The following is a 16,914-nucleotide window of genomic DNA, read 5'->3' on the forward strand; positions in this document are numbered from 1 at the left end:
TAATTTCAAGTATAATAATTATATAGAATGTGAGGTGTTAGATATGTTGCAGTTTGTTGATCGTGAACAAGAGATGGAAACGCTCCAGAAGGAGTACCGGCGGAAGGGAGCCTCTCTCGTAATTTTATACGGGCGTCGCCGTGTTGGCAAAACAACCTTACTGTCTGAATTTATCAAGGATAAAAAAGCCCTGTTCTTTCTGGCCAGCGAAGAATCAGAAGCACAGAACCGTGTTGCATTTAAGAATAGGGTGGCTGAGTTTATCGACAGCGATTTGCTGCGTGCCGCGAATATATCAAGCTGGGATGCCATTTTCAAAGCCATCATGGATGCGCCTTTGCCTTCAAAGCCTGTGATTGTGATAGATGAGTTCCAATATATCGGCAAGTCCAATCCGGCCTTTCCTTCCGTATTTCAGCGTATATGGGAGGAGCAGCTGAAAAATAGAAATGTCATGGTCATTCTGTGCGGCTCGCTTATTTCTATGATGGTATCTCAGACGCTTGCCTATGGCAGTCCCCTGTACGGGCGGCGTACCGCACAAATGCGCCTCAGTCCGATCCCGTTTAGATACTACCATGCGTTTTTCCCGGATGCCAGTGAACATAAGCTCATTGATATGTATGCTGTAACCGGCGGCGTTCCTAAGTACATTGAGTCATTTTTAGGGCGGGATGATATCTATCAGGCAATTCAGGAATGTATCCTGGACCGTTCCAGCTACCTCTATGATGAACCAAGCTTTTTGCTTCAACAGGAAGTCACTGAGATTGGCAGCTATTTTTCCCTGATTAAGGCTATCGCAGCGGGAAACAGTAAGCTGTCTGCGATTTCCTCTGTTCTGGAGGTCAAGGCTACCAGTATGACTAAATACCTGAAAACGCTCATTGACTTGGATATCATTGAACGCGAGGTGCCAGTGACGGAGGAGGTACCTGAAAAAAGTAAGAAAGGGCTCTACAAGATCAAGGATAATTATATCCGGTTTTGGTTTGCGTTTATTTACCCCAATCAGAGCCTGATTGAAAGCGGAAATGGGCAGATTGTAATGCAAAAGATCAAGAACAGTTTTGTCAGCAATCACGCCGCTTTCGTTTATGAGGACATTTGCCGCGAAAAAATGTGGGATATGAATGCAGCAGACCGCTGGCCCTTTCATTTTTCAAAGATTGGACGGTATTGGAGCGGGGATACAGAGATCGATGTTGCTGCACTGGACCCGGAAGGCGGGAACCTGATTCTGGGCGAATGTAAGTATTGGAAAGAACCGGTTGGGGCCAATGTCCTCCGTGAATTGGAGGCAAAGGCGGCGTCAGTACCTTGGCGCAAGGACAGTCGTAAACTTTGGTATGTGCTGTTCAGTGTAAATGGATTCACAGATGAGCTGCGGGAACAGGCGAAAAACCGTGATGATATCATTTTGGAAGATTCATCGGATTCCGGTAGTTGTTGGTAAAAGAACCCTGCTACTACAGATGATACCCTTAATATAAAGCTGGCGCCATTTACCTACGTGACAAACACAGGTAGGTGGAGCCAGCTTTTGATTTTGACTTATTACATGTTCGATAAGCAATATCCCGGGTCTTTACAATACCACAAGAGTAGTTTGCGAGAAGGACTGCGGTTATAAGTCTAAAGTACTGTTCATCAAATGACAGTTTCTTAATTAACTATCAACACGCTTTTTATTACCATAATTATTACTATGACACAGCAAAGGAAGGAGTAGAAGACAATTGTTTATTATTGATCGATTAAAAACGCAGACCAATTTTTCAGAAGCAGAAAGAATTATTGCAAATTACATTTTAAATAATCTAAAACAGTTTTCAGAAATGAGTATTCGATCTCTTGCTGAAAATACATTTTGCAGCACTGCTACCATATCCCGCTTCTGCAAGAAAATTCATTGTGAAAACTACAGACAGTTAAAAATACAGTTTACAAAAGAAATGAGCAATTATTTCACAGAACAACGGATAGAACAGAATTTCCCTTTTGATATTCAAACAAGTAATCAGGAAATTGCCCGTTCTTTGATGAGGCTCAATATACAGGCAATCCAGGAAACGTATAACACTCTGGATATGGAGCATATTGTGCGGGCTGCGGAACTAATTAACCAGTCGACACAAGTAGATATATATGCATCCGGCAACTCACTTGTTACGGGAATCGATCTTTATAATAAGCTGATATGGTTTGGTAAAAACAGTAATTTATTGGCACTCCGAGGCTATCACACTCTGAATCCTTATACCAGAAGCATTCCCGGAAGAATTGCCGTTATTATTTCATACTATGGTTCCAGTGACCATAATATCAGAACTGCAAAAGCTCTGGCAGAAGCAGGTATTCCATACATTCTGCTGACCGGTCCCAAGATTAATCCTCTGTGCCTGAATGCTGCGGTGAGCATACATGTAGCTCCCATGGAAGAGTTCAACTCAAAGATTGCTCCGTTTTCCTCCCGTACAGCACTCTCGTATGTAGTTGATCTGATTTATTCAATTATGTTTTCTTTTGACTATGTAGAAAACAAACAAAGGATATCACTAGAAAGTAAGTTGCACAGAACCAACAAATACATATAAAAATGTAAACAGAATAAGATTGTGTAACCCTTTTTCTTCTGAAAATAATGTTACACAATCTTATTTTAAAATGATTCTCTCTTTTCTGTTACGCAATCTGTTTAAAGACTCTCTCCATTCGTTTCAATTACTTTTTTATACCAGTCATAAGATCTTTTTTTGTATCGTTTTAATGTTCCCTTGCCGCTATTATCGCGGTCTACATATACAAATCCGTATCTTTTTACCATTTCTGCCGTAGCACAAGAGACGAGATCAATACACCCCCAATAGGTATAACCGAATACATCGACACCTTCAGCAATCGCCTTTGCTATTTCAAGAAGATGTTCTTTTATATACTCCTCCCTATATGGATCTATCACTGTATAATCATTTAAACCGTCAGGCACAAGTGTATCATGAGCCCCCAATCCATTCTCCGCGACCAATAGCGGAATTTGATAGCGGTCATAAAGCTTATTTAGGGTGAAACGCAATCCCTGTGGGTCGATTTGCCATCCGAAATCGGATACTTTTGTATAAGGATTTCGTTTCAAATATCCAATCATATTACTTCCGGAGGGTTCGCCTTGAGATGGATCGGCACTTGCACAGCTGCTGGAATAATAGCTAATGGAAATAAAATCGACCGTATGCTTTAATATTGATTCATCTTCAGGCGCAAACTCAATTTGAATCCCTTTCTTACTCAACATATCCGCAGCATAATTCGGATACTTTCCTCGCGCCATAACATCAGTAAAAAATAAAGTTTTTCTATCCTGTTTCATTACCTCAATGACATGATCAGGATGGGGGGTAAGAGGGTAAATAGTTACGCCAAGCACCATACATCCCACCTTACTTTCAGGAATTAGTTCATGAGCCATTTTAACTGCTTGTGCCGAAGCGACCATTTCATGATGAACCGCCTGCCATACAGTTTGCTCGGTCAATTCTTCCGGTGGAGTCATGATTGCACCGCTCATAAAGGGGGCATGAAGTATGGAATTAATCTCATTAAATGTGATCCAATACTTTACTTGTGGGAAATGGGTAAAAAGGGTCCTGCAATAATGTAAAAAGGGTTTGATCATTTCTCTGTTGGCCCAGCCATTGTATTTTTTTGCCAGTGCAAGAGGCGTTTCATAATGTGAAATCGTGACCAATGGTTCCATACCGTATTTAATACATTCTTTTATTATATCTTTATAGAATGCTAGTCCATTTTGATTGGGTTCAGTTTCTTCGCCTGTGGGATAAATTCTTGACCATGCAATGGAAAAACGAAACATTTTAAACCCCATTCCGGCCAAAAGCGCGATATCCTCCTTGTATCGATGATAAAAATCGATACCTTGCAGCTTCAAATTATCATCCGTTGGTTCTTCTGTATAACCACCAATCAGTCCTTTTGGAAGAATATCCTGAATGGAAAGCCCTTTGCCATCCTCCAGATATGCCCCTTCACACTGATTGGCAGCAATTGCACCGCCCCAGTAAAAATTCTTTGGAAATCTCATCTTTTTTCATCTCCTTTAATTTATATTTGATCCTTATATAAGATAAATGCAATAACAAAGCTTACTATAAACGCAATACCTGAGCCTGCAGCAGCGAAGTAGAAATTGGACATCGGCGTGTCAAGACCTATATAGCTTGGTAATGTAAGTAATCCGGGAGAACCGCCGGAAAAATTCTTAACACCAATTAATCCCATAAATAAGCCGCCAGCACCTCCGCCGCACATTGCTGCTATTAAATTTGTTTTAATACGCATTGTAACACCAAATAAGACCGGCTCCGTTATTCCGCAAACCGCAGTAACACCTGTCACGGAGGATAACTGTTTCAATTCCTTATTTTTGGATTTAATTGAAACGGCCAGAGCCGCAGCTCCTTGTGCAACATTCGATGCCAGCTGACCAGGATAAACTATCGTATCATAGCCAATCGTCATACGGTTATTGATACCGATTGGTGTCAGTCCATGATGTATCCCCACCATTACCATAAACGGAAGAAAAGCGCCCATTGCAGTAGGAATAATCCAACCTGCTACTGTGTTAATCGTATTTACAACAGATGCAATAAACTGGCTGATAATATACCCAATAGGACCAAGTGCAGTCAGCATGACAATTCCGCTGACCAATATCGTAAGCATGGGGCGCGTAAAATATTTAATCATCTTGGGAGATATCCGGTCCGCAATCGGTTCGACCTTTGACATAAACCACACGCTTAATATAATTGGTATAACGGATGCAGAATAAGTTGCATTATATATAGGAATCGCAAAAACAGAACTCATTGTTCCAGCTTCTTTACCTGCCGTAACCATATTAATAAAATTTGGATGTAATAAGATACCGCCAAGCATCATCGCTAAATAGGGATTGCAATTGAATTTTTTTGCAGCTGAGTTGGCTAAAAATATAGGCATAAAATAAAACATTGCATCTGCCATAAAGTTAATTACCACATATGTCGGTGAAGTATTGGTTACCAACTTAAATGTAGTTAGAATCGCAAGTAGTGCTTTTAACATACCTGCGGCTGTCAATGGAGGCAAAATAGGTACAAATATTCCGGTGATCGTATAAACAAAAAGGCTTCCCCAGTTTCCGCGCTTATTTATCTTATGAGCGGCTTCCTTCCCCGAATCGGATGAAGTACCGGAGGTTCTCTCACCTGAAGCAGAGAGATATTTGTAAACATTCGGTACTTCGGCGCCAATGATTACCTGAAATGAAGTGTCTTTTGATACAACTCCTAAAACGCCTGACGTTGCTTTAAGCGACTCCATTTGAACTTTTGTACGATCCCTTAAGTTAAACCTGAGTCTTGTAGCACAATGAGTTACCTGTTCAACATTACTGCTCCCACCTACTAAATCCCAAACCGTTTCCGCCAATACTTTGTGATCCATATAGCTACCTCCTAGTCTATATATTTTGTTTAGTCAACCATATATTAACTTATCAGTAACTATATTTCTATTCATTTGGCGGAAGATGAAAACTATTTTAACGATTCATAATCAGTACCATTCATTTATGAAAATATGTTACATGTGATCTTCTTTCAACTATAACATTGGAGGAACAGTTGGAACAAGTTGACGATGTGCTGGGCAGCATTCTAATGGTTATTATTTTGTTGATAGCAGGTGTCTTGCTCTTAGGAGTATACATTCCCGTTCTTATTGAAGCCTTTTTAGTGGAGCTTCATGCATTAAGCGGTGAATGGAAATTTGAAACAAATGAAAAGGTTGTCAAAAATTGACCTTCTCCTGGCCTGTATACCGCTGTAGAAACACTTGGATTGAGTTATAATAAATATTAGAAACACTCGAAAAACCGGCTGGATGTGTAAACATTCAAGCCGGTTTCAGTTTATTTAATGCAAAAAGATTGATACTAACTAACAAGCGAAAACGCAGCCGGTTATGTTAACCAGGAAAGCCAGTTAAGTAAAATTTAAGGGGGTGAAACGAAAAGGTGAATGCAAGAATAATTGAGTAGCACAAATAGGAAACCGTAAAATGCGTCAGTCGGTAAGTAAAGTGGAGAGCGCTATTTTGCTGTATTCAGTAAAGTTAGATGATTTTTTACCTAGCCATAATAAATGGGCAGGAACTTGTTGGCACAGGCAGGCATAGTTCACTTGATCATTGTGGCACTATAAAGTTTATCCTTTACCCTGAAAGGAAATATAAATGGGGACTGAATTCCAAGCTAGTGGTAGGCCGCCTTTTATAAAAGAACTCGTTAATGTATTTACATAAATTAAATAGCTTATCGGCAGGGTGGCAAATCTCATTGCCAGGCCCCCGTAAATGAAAGGAGATGAGAAGCCGCCTGTGTGCTGGCCGCGTAAGCGGACAAAGGAGAATGATGTGGAATGGTTAATACCATTATCCGCATTGAGTTGTTCCGCCATTTCGTTCAGCCGAGACACACAGCTTTTACTACAACAAGAATAAAGGGAAACATTGCCTTAAGGCATCGCAAGGGTCAGCGGGAATCAGCCCCAAGAGGGGACAAGCCTCCTGCCTATGGGCATAATCCATCCCAGAGCGGACAGCTTGATGCGCTTGTTTTAAAAGCAGCCGATTTTGTGTTTACACGCAAAGTTGGCTGCTTTTGCTTTTTTGTCCGATATTACAGGGCCCGTGGTCCTCCCATACAGGATTTCGCTTTGAAAATCTTGTATTGAAGGAGGATAAGCCATGTGGCAAAAAAATAACGGACAAACAGAGGCGGAAAAATTACAGAACCGCTTTACGGCATATCTGTTGAAGGCCGTGCGCCGGCAGCAGAGAGACTACATGATAAAGAAAAACCAGCAGACGAGGTATGAGCTTTTGGTGGAGGATGATACATACCAGGCCGGAGGCTGGATGGAAAAGGATATACTGGACGAATTACCGCTGATGCTGCAGTTAGAGAGTGCTGCACTGCAGTATGCTCTGGAACAGATTAGCGAAAGGGAGCGGTATGTGTTCCTGGCTCGGGGGCTGTATGGGATTAGCTTTAATACGCTGGGTGCAGAATTAGGCCTTGGATACAAGGGTGTTGCTGCCGTCTACTATCGCGCAATCAGAAAGATCAAAGAGAAGATGAAGGAGGCCGGTCAAAATGAATTTTGAAGAACTGCTACTTCAGGCGAGAGCCGGAGAGAAACGGGCTATGGTCGATATGCTGGAATTGTATAGGCCGATGCTGATTAAGGCATCTATTCTAAACAGTAGCTTTGATGAAGACCTGTATCAGGAACTGTGTATCGTACTGTTGAAGTGCATCCGGCAGTTTAGGATCTAAAGAGGAAAGAAGGCTCCGGGTAGTTTTTATGCCCGGAGCCTTCCGTTTTTACTTTTCTGTTTCACTGGATTCATCCAAAATATCATCATAGGAACATCTGAAAATTTGCTTTAAAGCACGCAGGTGGGTGATTTTGATGTTCAGTTCGCCGGTTTCGTACCGAGAGTATAGCGCCCGGGTCATATCGGCGCAGCCTAATATCTGCATTTTTGCCGATACTTCCTCCTGTGTCAACTGGCATGCCTTTCGTAGTTTCCGGAAATTCTTTCCTATATTAACATCCTGCCGTAATTTATCCATCGTCCATACCTCATGTTATATCATGTTTTGCTCAATATCTTTTGCAATCAAGATAATTGTATGCTATGATTGACTAGAAAAGGCTCAAAATGTTGAGCAAATAATAAAAAAGAGGGAATTATAAGCATGAGGAAAATTTACAGAAAAATTGCGAAGAAAAACGGAGTCAGTGTCGCGGAGGTTAAAAGAGATATGCAGGAGGCCATTAATGCGGCATATCAGAACCCACCACAAGATGGAGGCGTTGATGCCGCGTATCAGCAGAGAATTCCGTGCAAGAGGGCTATTCCCACGCCGGATGAGTTCATACGATATGCAGCAAATAAAATTAAAACGAAATAGCCATAAAAAATAGGGCCGGTATATCGGGACTAAAAAGTCCCGATATACCGGCCCTTTAATGATAGGGTTACTTCAGATAATAATGTACATAGAGGTTATAATCCCGGAACCTTGTAATCAGCCGTAGCCAGATAAAGAAATGTTCCGTTTCCGAATAGAGGTTGAATTCACTGTCGCTGCTGGTAGGCTGGGCGAAACGGCACAGCTGGCGCATGGTGTCCAGCGTTTTCATTTCCGGCATCTGAAACAGCGTAGTCTGAAACTGGTCGATTTCCTGACACAGAGCCTGCGAAGGCCGCTCTTTTTGGCAGTCAAACCAAGTGCTCCACCATTTACAGCCGTCGTAGTCGGAGCGGGAATAGACCACCTCTTTGACTGGGTGAGCTTGTGCAGAATTACCTATCCTTTTAGAGTCCTCAAAGACCTCTGAAAACGTACAGAGCGATGTCAGAAAGGTGTCATTGCCCTTAATGTTCATTTCCTGTAGGCCATTTTTCACAGCTTGCCATTCCAACAGGGGTAGAGGCTGTCCCTGGGCATCACGGAGCGCCTCATCCATGCCACAACTGCTGCAGACCATCACGTCCGCATGCCGGCTTAGGGCGTTGTGTGATAAACTGCAATGTAAGGGCTGTCCGCATCGAAGGCACAAAGGTGGCTGTATGGCCTCCGGGGTATATTGTGTTTTGTCTTTCTTCCATGCGCTTTCTAACTGCGCTTTGGGATGAATTTTTATTCTCATCGTATTATTCTCCTATGCTCTGATTTATTTATGGAAGGCGGTTTTGAAACAACGTCAGCAGAGTAGAAGCCATGTCTTCCTTTCGGCGGAAATGCGTCTTTTTCTGCGAGCCGTCCGGCTCGGTGACCAGAAGCTGCATTACGGCACCCTGATGAATGATAGAGAACTGACGTCCGGTAGTGGGGTCTTCCGCCTCAACCCAAAGGGGAAGAGTGTCGGAAGAATGCTCCAGACAGCGCCAGCCGCTGTAATCGGTGTAATGGAACCCGTCCACATATTTTGACAGCCGCAGCAGGGCAATATAAAGCCGCTCATATTTGCGCCCCAGTTCTCCTTTCTGCCGTCTGGCATAATAGGTATATCCTTCCGGATCAAGGCGTTGCAGTTTTTTTGCATCAAAGCAGTATTCGGTATAAAGAATACCGTCTGCTTCACGCTCCTGGCCGGTGGAAGCCGCCAGCCGGGTCCGCTTGAGCAAAGCTGGAAAACGGCTGCCAATGTCCAGCGGATTGAGAAATGCACAATCCTTGGCCCGCAGGCCCGTCAGGTTGACTGTCATGGTCTCCCAAAAATCCAGACGGCTGTGACTCTCCGTATAAAGCTTGATGGCAAGATTGCCCTCCGGATAGGTACTGACTTTTACAATCAGCGGGATTTTTTCTCCTTTAGATAAAAATTCTATGCTTTTCATGAATTCACCTCTCTTTGCTTTTTATTTGTCTGCTTTGGAAGCACGGTAAACTCATATCCACGCATGAAATCCACGATGCTGCCGTCGCAAAACGGCAGGCATTGGATTTCGTCTGCCAGGGTGTTATAGGTGTCAATCAGCAGCAGATGGTTCTGATCCGCGTCGTATTCCGGCCCTTCATCCCCAAAGCGGTAATGCTCCGCAGTGATAGAAATGTCCTCGACAGCCATTCTGCAAAACTCTGCAACAGTGGAAAGCTGCCGGATTTCTTCAAGCGTGTGGGGCGAGCCGGGAATCAGCAGCGTGCGTTCTTCTCCATCAGCCTGCAAAATAAGTTTGGTAAAACGAACGCTCATGATGCTTTTCTTTCCTCCTGTTCACCTGTCGGTTCCATCGGATAAGCAACGGGCGCCGTATCAGTTTCTTTTGGCTTTTCCTGCGCATAGAGCAGCAGGCCGGCGCTGGTATCGTCAAAGGGCTGCCAGGTATTATCACGCCAGATACAGCCGTTGGCATCGTTGTAGATTTCAGGCATCATGCCCACAGTATCAATGCACTCTGCTGTCACATATAGGCACAGATGTCGGAGATAAAACGGGTGCAGAGCGTTCAGGATATCCTGACGCAGAGATAAGGCCAGTCGTTCAATCTCCTCAATATCCTGACGCTTAAACGCCGCCTCAGAGATTGTCTTGAGTACGGTGGTATTTTGGATAATCCCGTCAATATATGGCTTGGCTTCATCAAAATATTTGGCCTTCAGCCGGATGCCTGTTAAAGCAAGATACTGGGTGTATGCAGACGCCGCGGCGCAGATATCTTTTGCCAACGTCTCATAGGGTTTTTGATATTTTGTTTTCAGTACCTCGATAGACACTACCTCTAAATTGCGACGGAGTGTGTCTAAGTGGGTAATCAGCGTACTGCGCAGTTTTTCTTGTTCCATAGGTTCCTCCTATCCTCGCCAAAAATGGCAGAACTTTTCATATTTTGTAAATTGGACTACAAATTTCTTTGCAGATGGTGGTAATTGTGGCGGTCATTCATTTGGGGACGCCAGTTCGTGTTTCGCTCACTCATGGGGATCCTCCAATTTATTTTGCCGGGCTGTTTCACCCTCAAAAGCGATGGGGCATACCGTATACGGATTTTGAACAAAAAAGTAATAAGGATTCAAGCCGTCATCAATTTCTACAATTTCCTCCGCGTGGATGGGGATACCAAGAAACTGTTCCAGATTCCCGGGACCTTTCCATTTCTTTAATTCCGGAGCAGTCCGCTCGATAGTGCCTTCATAGCGCACGGCGTATTCATACCCCCCCAGGTATATGGGGAATATTCTCCTTCCGCATAAGAAATCGCAGGAATAAAGTCTGACTATTCTTATAGCAATAAACTCGCAATGTGGCCGGAGACTTTCGCAGCGGGCACCAGGAGGGCACATAGACCTTTGGGTCACGGCTCTTAAAGTAACGGATTCGTTTTCCTCCGGTACAGTAGCGGTATCCTGGCTTTAGCAAAGCACCTTTGACTTTTTTAGGGACTGGCCCGGAAAAATGTTCAAAGCACTCCCGGCCAGCACAGCGAGGCTTGGTTACTTTGACTTTAATCATGTTGTTCGCCTTTGTTTTTCTTTTTCTTAGTCATGTTTCTTCCTCCTTGATGATAGATAGGCTCAACCTAGTTCAGCACCCGATTCTTGTAAAAATTCAAGAATCCCCTCAATTTCGTAAGCTAATATTTCGCTTACCCCATCGGTATACGCATATAATGATTTGATACAGAGATCGTGGAAATCGCTGAAAGGGGATGAAGAGAGGTAAGAAGCAGGAGCTTCATTTAATCCTGATACTTTTAGGAAAGATTCTTTCGAAACTACATAATTATGATGGAGAATTCTCATTCGTGTCACATCTTCAAAATGCAGCATGCATTGTTGAAGCAAAGCTTCCTCTTTTGGATTTCTGTTCTTTTTACTTGCTAAAATAGCAGCGGCTATATACAAATTTCCTAAAGTCATTTTTTCCTCCGCATTTTCTCTGGTTCAAACTGCTTTAATGTTTCTCCGCAGTGGGGACAGTTTTTCATCCAGGCGATGTTATTTTTTACGTTCCAGTAACAAACACGTCCTTCCGTGACCTCTCTTTTAAGGCCAGACTACAGTGGCATATGTTTTTTTGACCTTGCCATTTTCGAAAATCCACCGCCACTTGGCGTTATCATCTCCGTGCATTTCAATAAAACTTCCGGATTCAATATAGGGCGCGATAGCCTGAAACATATCGTCTTCATTCAAGGCGAGTTTATTACCTTTGAAATTCAAACCTATAATGTTGCCGTCATCATCCAGTTCAGCAGTGTAAGCATAGCGTTTTATTTTAGCGATAATCCGGCCGGTGTATTCCGTTTTGGCAGCAAATTGCTGTCTCGCCATTCTTGCACAATATCCCATTATTCTATAGCTCCTTTCAATATACAGTCTTGTAAAACCCGCGGTGGTCTTTGCCCGGGTTCCTAAAGTCACCTTTTCCCCTGTAAATCCTCTGGTGCAAAACGCATCAGTGTTTCTCCCAAGGGGAGGGGGCAGTCCTTGATCCAGGTGATGTTATCTTTTACTTTCCAGCGCGGTGAAACGGGGACATGACCGACACCACGGAAGATGTTGAGACGAAAAGACATATTTCCGTTACCGGCATAATACCGATCAAACTCCAGAAAAGGGGTAATATCTTCCGGAGTATGGAGGGTGACAGTGATGCCCTCTATGCAATCCAGAATTTTACCCAGCATCTCTTTATCAGCCACCAGGGAAGTGTATAGGATGATGGGAGCTTTCGTTTGCATGCGGATCGTACCGATTGCTTTGACGATGACTTCCGGATGCAGCATTGGTTCGCCGCCAGTGAGCATAATGCTGTCGTAATTCTGAAAATCTCTGCACACTGGAAGATTTGGTAGATCCCAATCCTTATTGCAGCAGCCGTCGCAATTTCGGTGACATTCCTCAAACAAAATCAATCGTAATTTGTTTACATTTCTCTTCATATTAAATTGTCCTTTCGAAAAAAAATCCGCAGGTCGGCGGTATGCCATCCTGCGGTAATGTTGGGGGTAGCCCAAATCTATGCCAACCCGCCATAGTTATTCATATGGAAGTGCTCTTGCAGTTCAAAATTCACAAATATACTGCATTGTCTGGTTGTGACAAAATACTCCTTTCCGCCTTATGGCCCAAATATCTATAAATAAAAAGTGCCAGTAAGAACTGGCCTCGAAAGGCGCAATTATCTTACTGGCACTTGAATACAATCTTAAACAACGTGTGCAACGCAAGGTTATCCCGCTATGCAAACTTAATGGTTTGCAGAACCCAGAGGGCTCACGCACAAAAATCAATTACAATTAAAGTATAGCACTATATATAGTACGTGTCAATAATAAACCACTATATGTTGAAAGTTCTACCTTCGGAAACGCTTTGTAATAACTTACCTTTTTCAATGTTATTTGTGCTTGAAAATATAGTCGATGTAGTCTTTCGCACTCTGGTTGATTTCTTCATCACTTGCTTGAAACGAGGAACCGAAAACGGCGAAGTATGGAAGCACAATTGCTCCGACATGTATTATGCTGGCTTTGAACGGCGTAATTACTTCATCTACCGTAAAAGTAATTGAACCGGCAGGAGAATAATTTGCTTCTTTATCTCCTATGGATATTGCTGTTCCGAACTTTTTGCGGTTTAATTTTTTCCCTCTGGAACCATACGCCCAGCCATGCGTAAAAACATCGTCCAGCCACTTTTTTAATAGAGGTGGGTAGCTGTACCAATATAAGGGGAACTGTAAAATGATGTGGTCATGTGCTTCCAACAGCCGTTGCTCTCTTTCAACATCAATTTTCCCATTGGGATACTCTTTGTAAAGCTCATGGATTGTGATTTCATTTGGGTATTGAACCAATTCCTGTTTCCACCTTTTATTTACTCTTGAATCGTCAATGTTGGGATGCGATAAAATTACGAGGGTTTTCATGGTAAATCATCTTTCCTTTCTAAGTGTGTTTGTCTTTATGAATCTATTATCAGGCATTATATAAAATTAGTAAATACACACAATAAAGTCAGCAAAATACTTACTTCAAGGTATGTATTAGACTTATCAAAAAATATATGTGATAATAAAATTATTCAGCGTAAACTGTAGGTTTTTAATTTGTGTGAGGTAGGGACTATGAAACAATATAATTTAGGTATTGAAGCAACACTTGAAATACTCGGCGGAAAATGGAAAGCCTTAATCGTATGCTTACTTATGTCTGGAACTAAGAGGACAGGAGAATTGCAGCGTCTTATTCCGGGTGTTTCTCAAAAGGTACTTATACAGCAACTTCGTGAGCTTGAAAGAGATGGTATTGTAGGACGGCATGAATATAATGAAATGCCTCCGAAAGTTGAATATTATGTGACCGAATATGGAGTTACCGCGAATAAAATTATTGACGTTATGTGTTCCTGGGGCAGAGATAATATTAAAATGCGGCGACAGCAAGGAGAAGATGTGGAGCTGTTGGAAAATGAATTGTAATAGCAGTGGAAATGGCACCTGCACTAACCGGCACGTTTTGAGGATTTTCCCTTGCGGTAAAATCTCAAAACTGCTTGTTGGGGAGTGCCTTCCCCAAACCCTGCGACTATGCTGCTATGCGTTCAGCTTACGATAAAGCATTTTAGGGAAGCGTTCAAGCTGCACAGCAGTTCCGCAATCCATTCCGCTATGGTGGGAAGCCCATACGGCGAGATAAGAAAAGCCATTACCAGTACGCCTATACCGCAGTAAGTGTCCCCGGTGAATAACAGAGCCGCCCCGCCAAGGCCAAGAATGGAGGAAACAAGAACGGATATCCAGTCGGACAACTGAAAGAAAAATATCATAACCGCCACTAAAATGGTGAGCATAAGAACAAAAGGTATGGCAATAATCTTCAAAAGAATTTTTAATAGTGGCATGGAAGCATCTAATGAATGGACAGAATAGGACTGATGTAAATGTCGGCGCAAAGGTAAAAATAGTCCTGAAGGCTGACCAGAAAAAGGGTCGCCTTTTTTGTTCTTGTATAATTTTCCCTTTATTAGACTATAATATCATTGCAAAAACATACTATAAATGTAGAGTTTTTGCATAAGTTATGCAAACTATTTACATTCTGAAGGAATTCATGTATACTAAACGCAAGGAGGTGATAGCATGATACCAAGAAATGAATATTTGGAAAACCTGATCAGTTTACGCGATAAGCAGCTTATCAAGGTGGTTACGGGAATCCGGCGCTGCGGAAAATCCACGCTGTTTGAGCTATACCAGGCTTACTTACTGGAAAACGGCGTGACGCCCGAACAGATTATCTCATTCAATCTGGAAGACGGGGATTATGCCGACATAGAAAACAGCAAAGACCTGTTTGAACTTGTGAAAGCGCGCCTGCTGCCTGACAAAATGAATTATGTCTTTTTGGACGAGGTACAGCGGGTCAGCGATTTTCAAAAAGCGGTTGACAGCTTGTTTATCAAAAAGAACTGCGATGTCTATATCACAGGCTCAAACGCCTATCTGCTGTCCGGCGAACTTGCCACCTTACTGTCAGGGAGGTATGTGGAAATCAAGATGCTGCCGCTTTCATTTAAGGAATATGTGTCGGCTTTTCCGTCTGAAAGCAACATTGACCGGTTATACCAAAATTATATCCACAACAGTTCCTTTCCCTATACCCTGGAACTGAAACGGCAGAAGGACATCCGGCAATACCTGGACGGCATTTATGATTCCATTGTTTTAAAGGATATTGTAGCACGCAAGCGATTCCCCGATATTTCCATGCTGCAAAGCGTTGTCCGCTTTCTTTTTGACAACATCGGCAACCTGTGTTCTACCAAAAAAATAGCCGATACCATGACCTCGGCCGGTAGAAAAATAGCTGTCCATACCGTTGAGAGCTATTTGTCAGCCCTCACCGACAGCTTCATTTTCTACCGCATAGGCCGGTTCGACGTTAAGGGCAAGCAGTATCTGAAAACGGGCGATAAGTATTACGCGGCTGATATCGGTCTGCGTTATAATGTACTCGGCACAAAAAAGGCCGATGAAGGACATATTCTTGAAAATGTCGTATATTTGGAACTGCTTCGCCGGGGATATGAAGTTTATATCGGGAAGGTCGGCGCCGCAGAAGTAGATTTTATTGCGATAGGGCCGGAAGGAGAAGAATACTACCAGGTAGCCTATACCGTAATCGACGCGGAAGGCAAAACGTTGGCACGGGAGCTTGCACCCCTCGACGCCATAAGCGATCACAATCCCAAATATCTGCTGACGATGGATTACGGGCCGCTGACCTCGCATAACGGGATCAAACAAATTCATGTTCTGGATTGGCTTTTGAAATAGGAGGACCGCAATCCCATTGGCTTTAGACGATGTGTAGTTCACAATATAAAACTAGGTTTAGATGCCGCAGATTATATTATTCTGTTTGGCGCATAACAACCCCGCAGCTCAAACAACGGTTTTTTATTACCATTGTTTGAGCTGCATTTTTATGTGTTTTTATGAAGCAGTTTCCTTTTTCAATCTGTGAAAAGCCCACAAAAAACTGATGCCGCACATTCCTATAAGCAGAAGAACAACAAAGCTGACATCACGATAAACAATATCGCCTTGTAAAATCAAATCACGCAAAACATTTATTGTTTATATCAAGCAATGGGAAAAAAAACAGCAGCGAAATGCTTTTATTGCATTTCACTGCTGCTTTCATAATTATGCGTTCTTATGTGTTTCTATAAAGAAACTTCCTTTTTCAACTTGTGAAAAATCGCTTGTATTACAGAAATTTCATCTTCTACAACTTTACCACTAAAATTCATGGGGTAAAGATAAAGACGGCTCTCATCCAGTGCGGCTCATTGGCTTTGATTATGTTTCCTGCCCTCCGTTCTCCGGCTCATCTGCCGTCAGTGACAGCCCGGCGGCCAGCATCTGTGTGGCAGTGCAAAAACCGGTCTGAAAGGCTTTTTCTGTTTCTTTTGTGGAGCGGTATTGCAATCGCTGCTGCAGAGCCTCTACCAGCGCCCAATCCTCCGCAGAAAGCCGCTCCCGTAACTGATCCTGTAGGGCAATTACTTCTTTGGTGTCTTGGCGGATGGCCGTACTATTCAATTGCTGGTCCGGTTCAAGGTTGCCATAGAACAAGTCTTTTAAATAATTCGGAGGAACGTCCACTGGCAGGCGAAGCGCCGCCACCGGACGTTCCAGCGTTCCAGCAATCCGCTGCAAGGCAGAAGTTAGTGCTGGCAGCTGCTGGTTAAAAAATTGGTGTCCCATCTGGGTCTCATAGAATTGCATTCAAAGTCCTCCTTTTGTAAATCAATACTGGCAA

Annotated in this window: 24 protein-coding genes; 10 read left to right on the forward strand and 14 right to left on the reverse strand. The window is 42.9% G+C overall.

From position 1 onward, the window contains the following. Both DS742_RS17340 and DS742_RS17345 read left to right on the forward strand, forming a co-directional pair. Positions 1–1,456: ATP-binding protein (locus tag DS742_RS17340; protein WP_242996558.1), on the forward strand; the 1,456-nt coding region annotated here is incomplete at its 5' end. Positions 1,457–1,739: 283 nt separating this feature from the next. After that, positions 1,740–2,597, forward strand: a complete 858-nt coding sequence (locus DS742_RS17345; protein WP_117418242.1) for a MurR/RpiR family transcriptional regulator — start codon at positions 1,740–1,742, stop codon at positions 2,595–2,597. Positions 2,598–2,698: 101 nt separating this feature from the next. Here the strand turns inward: DS742_RS17345 and DS742_RS17350 are convergent, their stop codons facing one another. Further along, positions 2,699–4,102 carry a glycoside hydrolase family 1 protein gene (locus tag DS742_RS17350; protein WP_117418243.1) on the reverse strand — a complete coding sequence of 468 codons (1,404 nt, stop codon included), beginning with the start codon at positions 4,100–4,102 and terminating at the stop codon, positions 2,699–2,701. A gap of 20 nt (positions 4,103–4,122) precedes the next feature. Beyond that, positions 4,123–5,511, reverse strand: coding sequence for a PTS transporter subunit EIIC (locus DS742_RS17355; protein WP_117418244.1), 1,389 nt, complete (start codon positions 5,509–5,511; stop codon positions 4,123–4,125). 179 nt (positions 5,512–5,690) lie between these two features. Between DS742_RS17355 and DS742_RS28930 the strand changes: the two genes are divergently transcribed. The 4 genes from DS742_RS28930 to DS742_RS17370 all read left to right on the forward strand — a co-directional run bounded on the left by DS742_RS28930 (position 5,691) and on the right by DS742_RS17370 (position 7,405). Then, positions 5,691–5,867, forward strand: coding sequence for a hypothetical protein (locus tag DS742_RS28930; protein WP_170313504.1), 177 nt, complete (start codon positions 5,691–5,693; stop codon positions 5,865–5,867). Positions 5,868–6,485: 618 nt separating this feature from the next. Beyond that, positions 6,486–6,800: a hypothetical protein gene (locus tag DS742_RS17360; protein ID WP_117418245.1), complete on the forward strand. Its 315-nt coding sequence runs from the start codon at positions 6,486–6,488 to the stop codon at positions 6,798–6,800. A 13-nt stretch (positions 6,801–6,813) separates the two neighbouring features. Beyond that, entirely contained in the window at positions 6,814–7,233 is a 420-nt protein-coding gene (locus DS742_RS17365) for a sigma-70 family RNA polymerase sigma factor (protein ID WP_117418246.1), read from the forward strand. After that, complete coding sequence (locus DS742_RS17370) at positions 7,223–7,405, forward strand: helix-turn-helix domain-containing protein (RefSeq protein WP_117418247.1); 183 nt, start codon at positions 7,223–7,225, stop codon at positions 7,403–7,405. Before DS742_RS17365 ends, DS742_RS17370 begins: the two co-directional genes overlap by 11 nt. A gap of 48 nt (positions 7,406–7,453) precedes the next feature. Here the strand turns inward: DS742_RS17370 and DS742_RS17375 are convergent, their stop codons facing one another. Beyond that, the gene (locus DS742_RS17375) at positions 7,454–7,705 is read right to left on the reverse strand and encodes a helix-turn-helix domain-containing protein (RefSeq protein ID WP_117418248.1); all 252 of its coding nucleotides are present in this window, start codon (positions 7,703–7,705) and stop codon (positions 7,454–7,456) included. Positions 7,706–7,831: 126 nt separating this feature from the next. On the opposite strand from DS742_RS17375, the gene DS742_RS17380 reads away from it, so the two are divergent. Then, a complete protein-coding gene (locus tag DS742_RS17380; protein WP_242996560.1) occupies positions 7,832–8,047 on the forward strand; it encodes a sporulation initiation factor Spo0A C-terminal domain-containing protein in 216 nt (71 codons plus the stop codon). Positions 8,048–8,114: 67 nt separating this feature from the next. Here the strand turns inward: DS742_RS17380 and DS742_RS17385 are convergent, their stop codons facing one another. From DS742_RS17385 to DS742_RS17425, 9 genes are all read right to left on the reverse strand, one after another. Next, entirely contained in the window at positions 8,115–8,789 is a 675-nt protein-coding gene (locus DS742_RS17385) for a hypothetical protein (protein ID WP_242996562.1), read from the reverse strand. A gap of 28 nt (positions 8,790–8,817) precedes the next feature. Beyond that, complete coding sequence (locus tag DS742_RS17390) at positions 8,818–9,480, reverse strand: DUF4313 domain-containing protein (RefSeq protein ID WP_117418250.1); 663 nt, start codon at positions 9,478–9,480, stop codon at positions 8,818–8,820. Further along, complete coding sequence (locus tag DS742_RS17395) at positions 9,477–9,836, reverse strand: hypothetical protein (RefSeq protein ID WP_117418251.1); 360 nt, start codon at positions 9,834–9,836, stop codon at positions 9,477–9,479. The genes DS742_RS17390 and DS742_RS17395 overlap by 4 nt, the downstream gene beginning before the upstream one ends. Continuing rightward, positions 9,833–10,426, reverse strand: a complete 594-nt coding sequence (locus DS742_RS17400; RefSeq protein WP_117418252.1) for a decarboxylase — start codon at positions 10,424–10,426, stop codon at positions 9,833–9,835. The genes DS742_RS17395 and DS742_RS17400 overlap by 4 nt, the downstream gene beginning before the upstream one ends. Positions 10,427–10,552: 126 nt before the next feature. Then, a complete protein-coding gene (locus DS742_RS17405; RefSeq protein ID WP_117418253.1) occupies positions 10,553–10,783 on the reverse strand; it encodes a hypothetical protein in 231 nt (76 codons plus the stop codon). A gap of 372 nt (positions 10,784–11,155) precedes the next feature. Next, positions 11,156–11,500, reverse strand: coding sequence for a hypothetical protein (locus DS742_RS17410; protein ID WP_117418254.1), 345 nt, complete (start codon positions 11,498–11,500; stop codon positions 11,156–11,158). Positions 11,501–11,626: 126 nt separating this feature from the next. Continuing rightward, positions 11,627–11,932: a hypothetical protein gene (locus DS742_RS17415; RefSeq protein WP_117418255.1), complete on the reverse strand. Its 306-nt coding sequence runs from the start codon at positions 11,930–11,932 to the stop codon at positions 11,627–11,629. Between the two features lie 68 nt (positions 11,933–12,000). Then, on the reverse strand, positions 12,001–12,525 hold the full coding sequence (locus DS742_RS17420; RefSeq protein WP_117418256.1) for a hypothetical protein: 525 nt from the start codon (positions 12,523–12,525) through the stop codon (positions 12,001–12,003). Positions 12,526–12,983: 458 nt separating this feature from the next. After that, positions 12,984–13,514, reverse strand: coding sequence for an NAD(P)H-dependent oxidoreductase (locus DS742_RS17425; RefSeq protein ID WP_117418257.1), 531 nt, complete (start codon positions 13,512–13,514; stop codon positions 12,984–12,986). Positions 13,515–13,712: 198 nt separating this feature from the next. Between DS742_RS17425 and DS742_RS17430 the strand changes: the two genes are divergently transcribed. Continuing rightward, positions 13,713–14,066: a winged helix-turn-helix transcriptional regulator gene (locus DS742_RS17430; protein ID WP_117418258.1), complete on the forward strand. Its 354-nt coding sequence runs from the start codon at positions 13,713–13,715 to the stop codon at positions 14,064–14,066. A gap of 122 nt (positions 14,067–14,188) precedes the next feature. Here the strand turns inward: DS742_RS17430 and DS742_RS17435 are convergent, their stop codons facing one another. Beyond that, positions 14,189–14,488: a CD1845 family protein gene (locus DS742_RS17435; protein WP_117418259.1), complete on the reverse strand. Its 300-nt coding sequence runs from the start codon at positions 14,486–14,488 to the stop codon at positions 14,189–14,191. Positions 14,489–14,499: 11 nt separating this feature from the next. Between DS742_RS17435 and DS742_RS17440 the strand changes: the two genes are divergently transcribed. Beyond that, positions 14,500–14,664 (forward strand): DUF2196 domain-containing protein, encoded by a 165-nt coding sequence (locus DS742_RS17440; RefSeq protein ID WP_117418260.1) that lies wholly within the window; start codon positions 14,500–14,502, stop codon positions 14,662–14,664. Between the two features lie 62 nt (positions 14,665–14,726). Then, positions 14,727–15,923, forward strand: a complete 1,197-nt coding sequence (locus tag DS742_RS17445; protein WP_117418261.1) for an ATP-binding protein — start codon at positions 14,727–14,729, stop codon at positions 15,921–15,923. Positions 15,924–16,451: 528 nt separating this feature from the next. On the opposite strand, the gene DS742_RS17450 is transcribed toward DS742_RS17445, so the two are convergent. After that, positions 16,452–16,880, reverse strand: a complete 429-nt coding sequence (locus tag DS742_RS17450) for a DUF6809 family protein (protein WP_117418262.1) — start codon at positions 16,878–16,880, stop codon at positions 16,452–16,454. Between the last annotated feature and the right edge of the window lie 34 nt (positions 16,881–16,914).

It is taken from the genome of Lacrimispora amygdalina (assembly GCF_003432035.1).
Taxonomy (GTDB): domain Bacteria; phylum Bacillota; class Clostridia; order Lachnospirales; family Lachnospiraceae; genus Lacrimispora; species Lacrimispora amygdalina.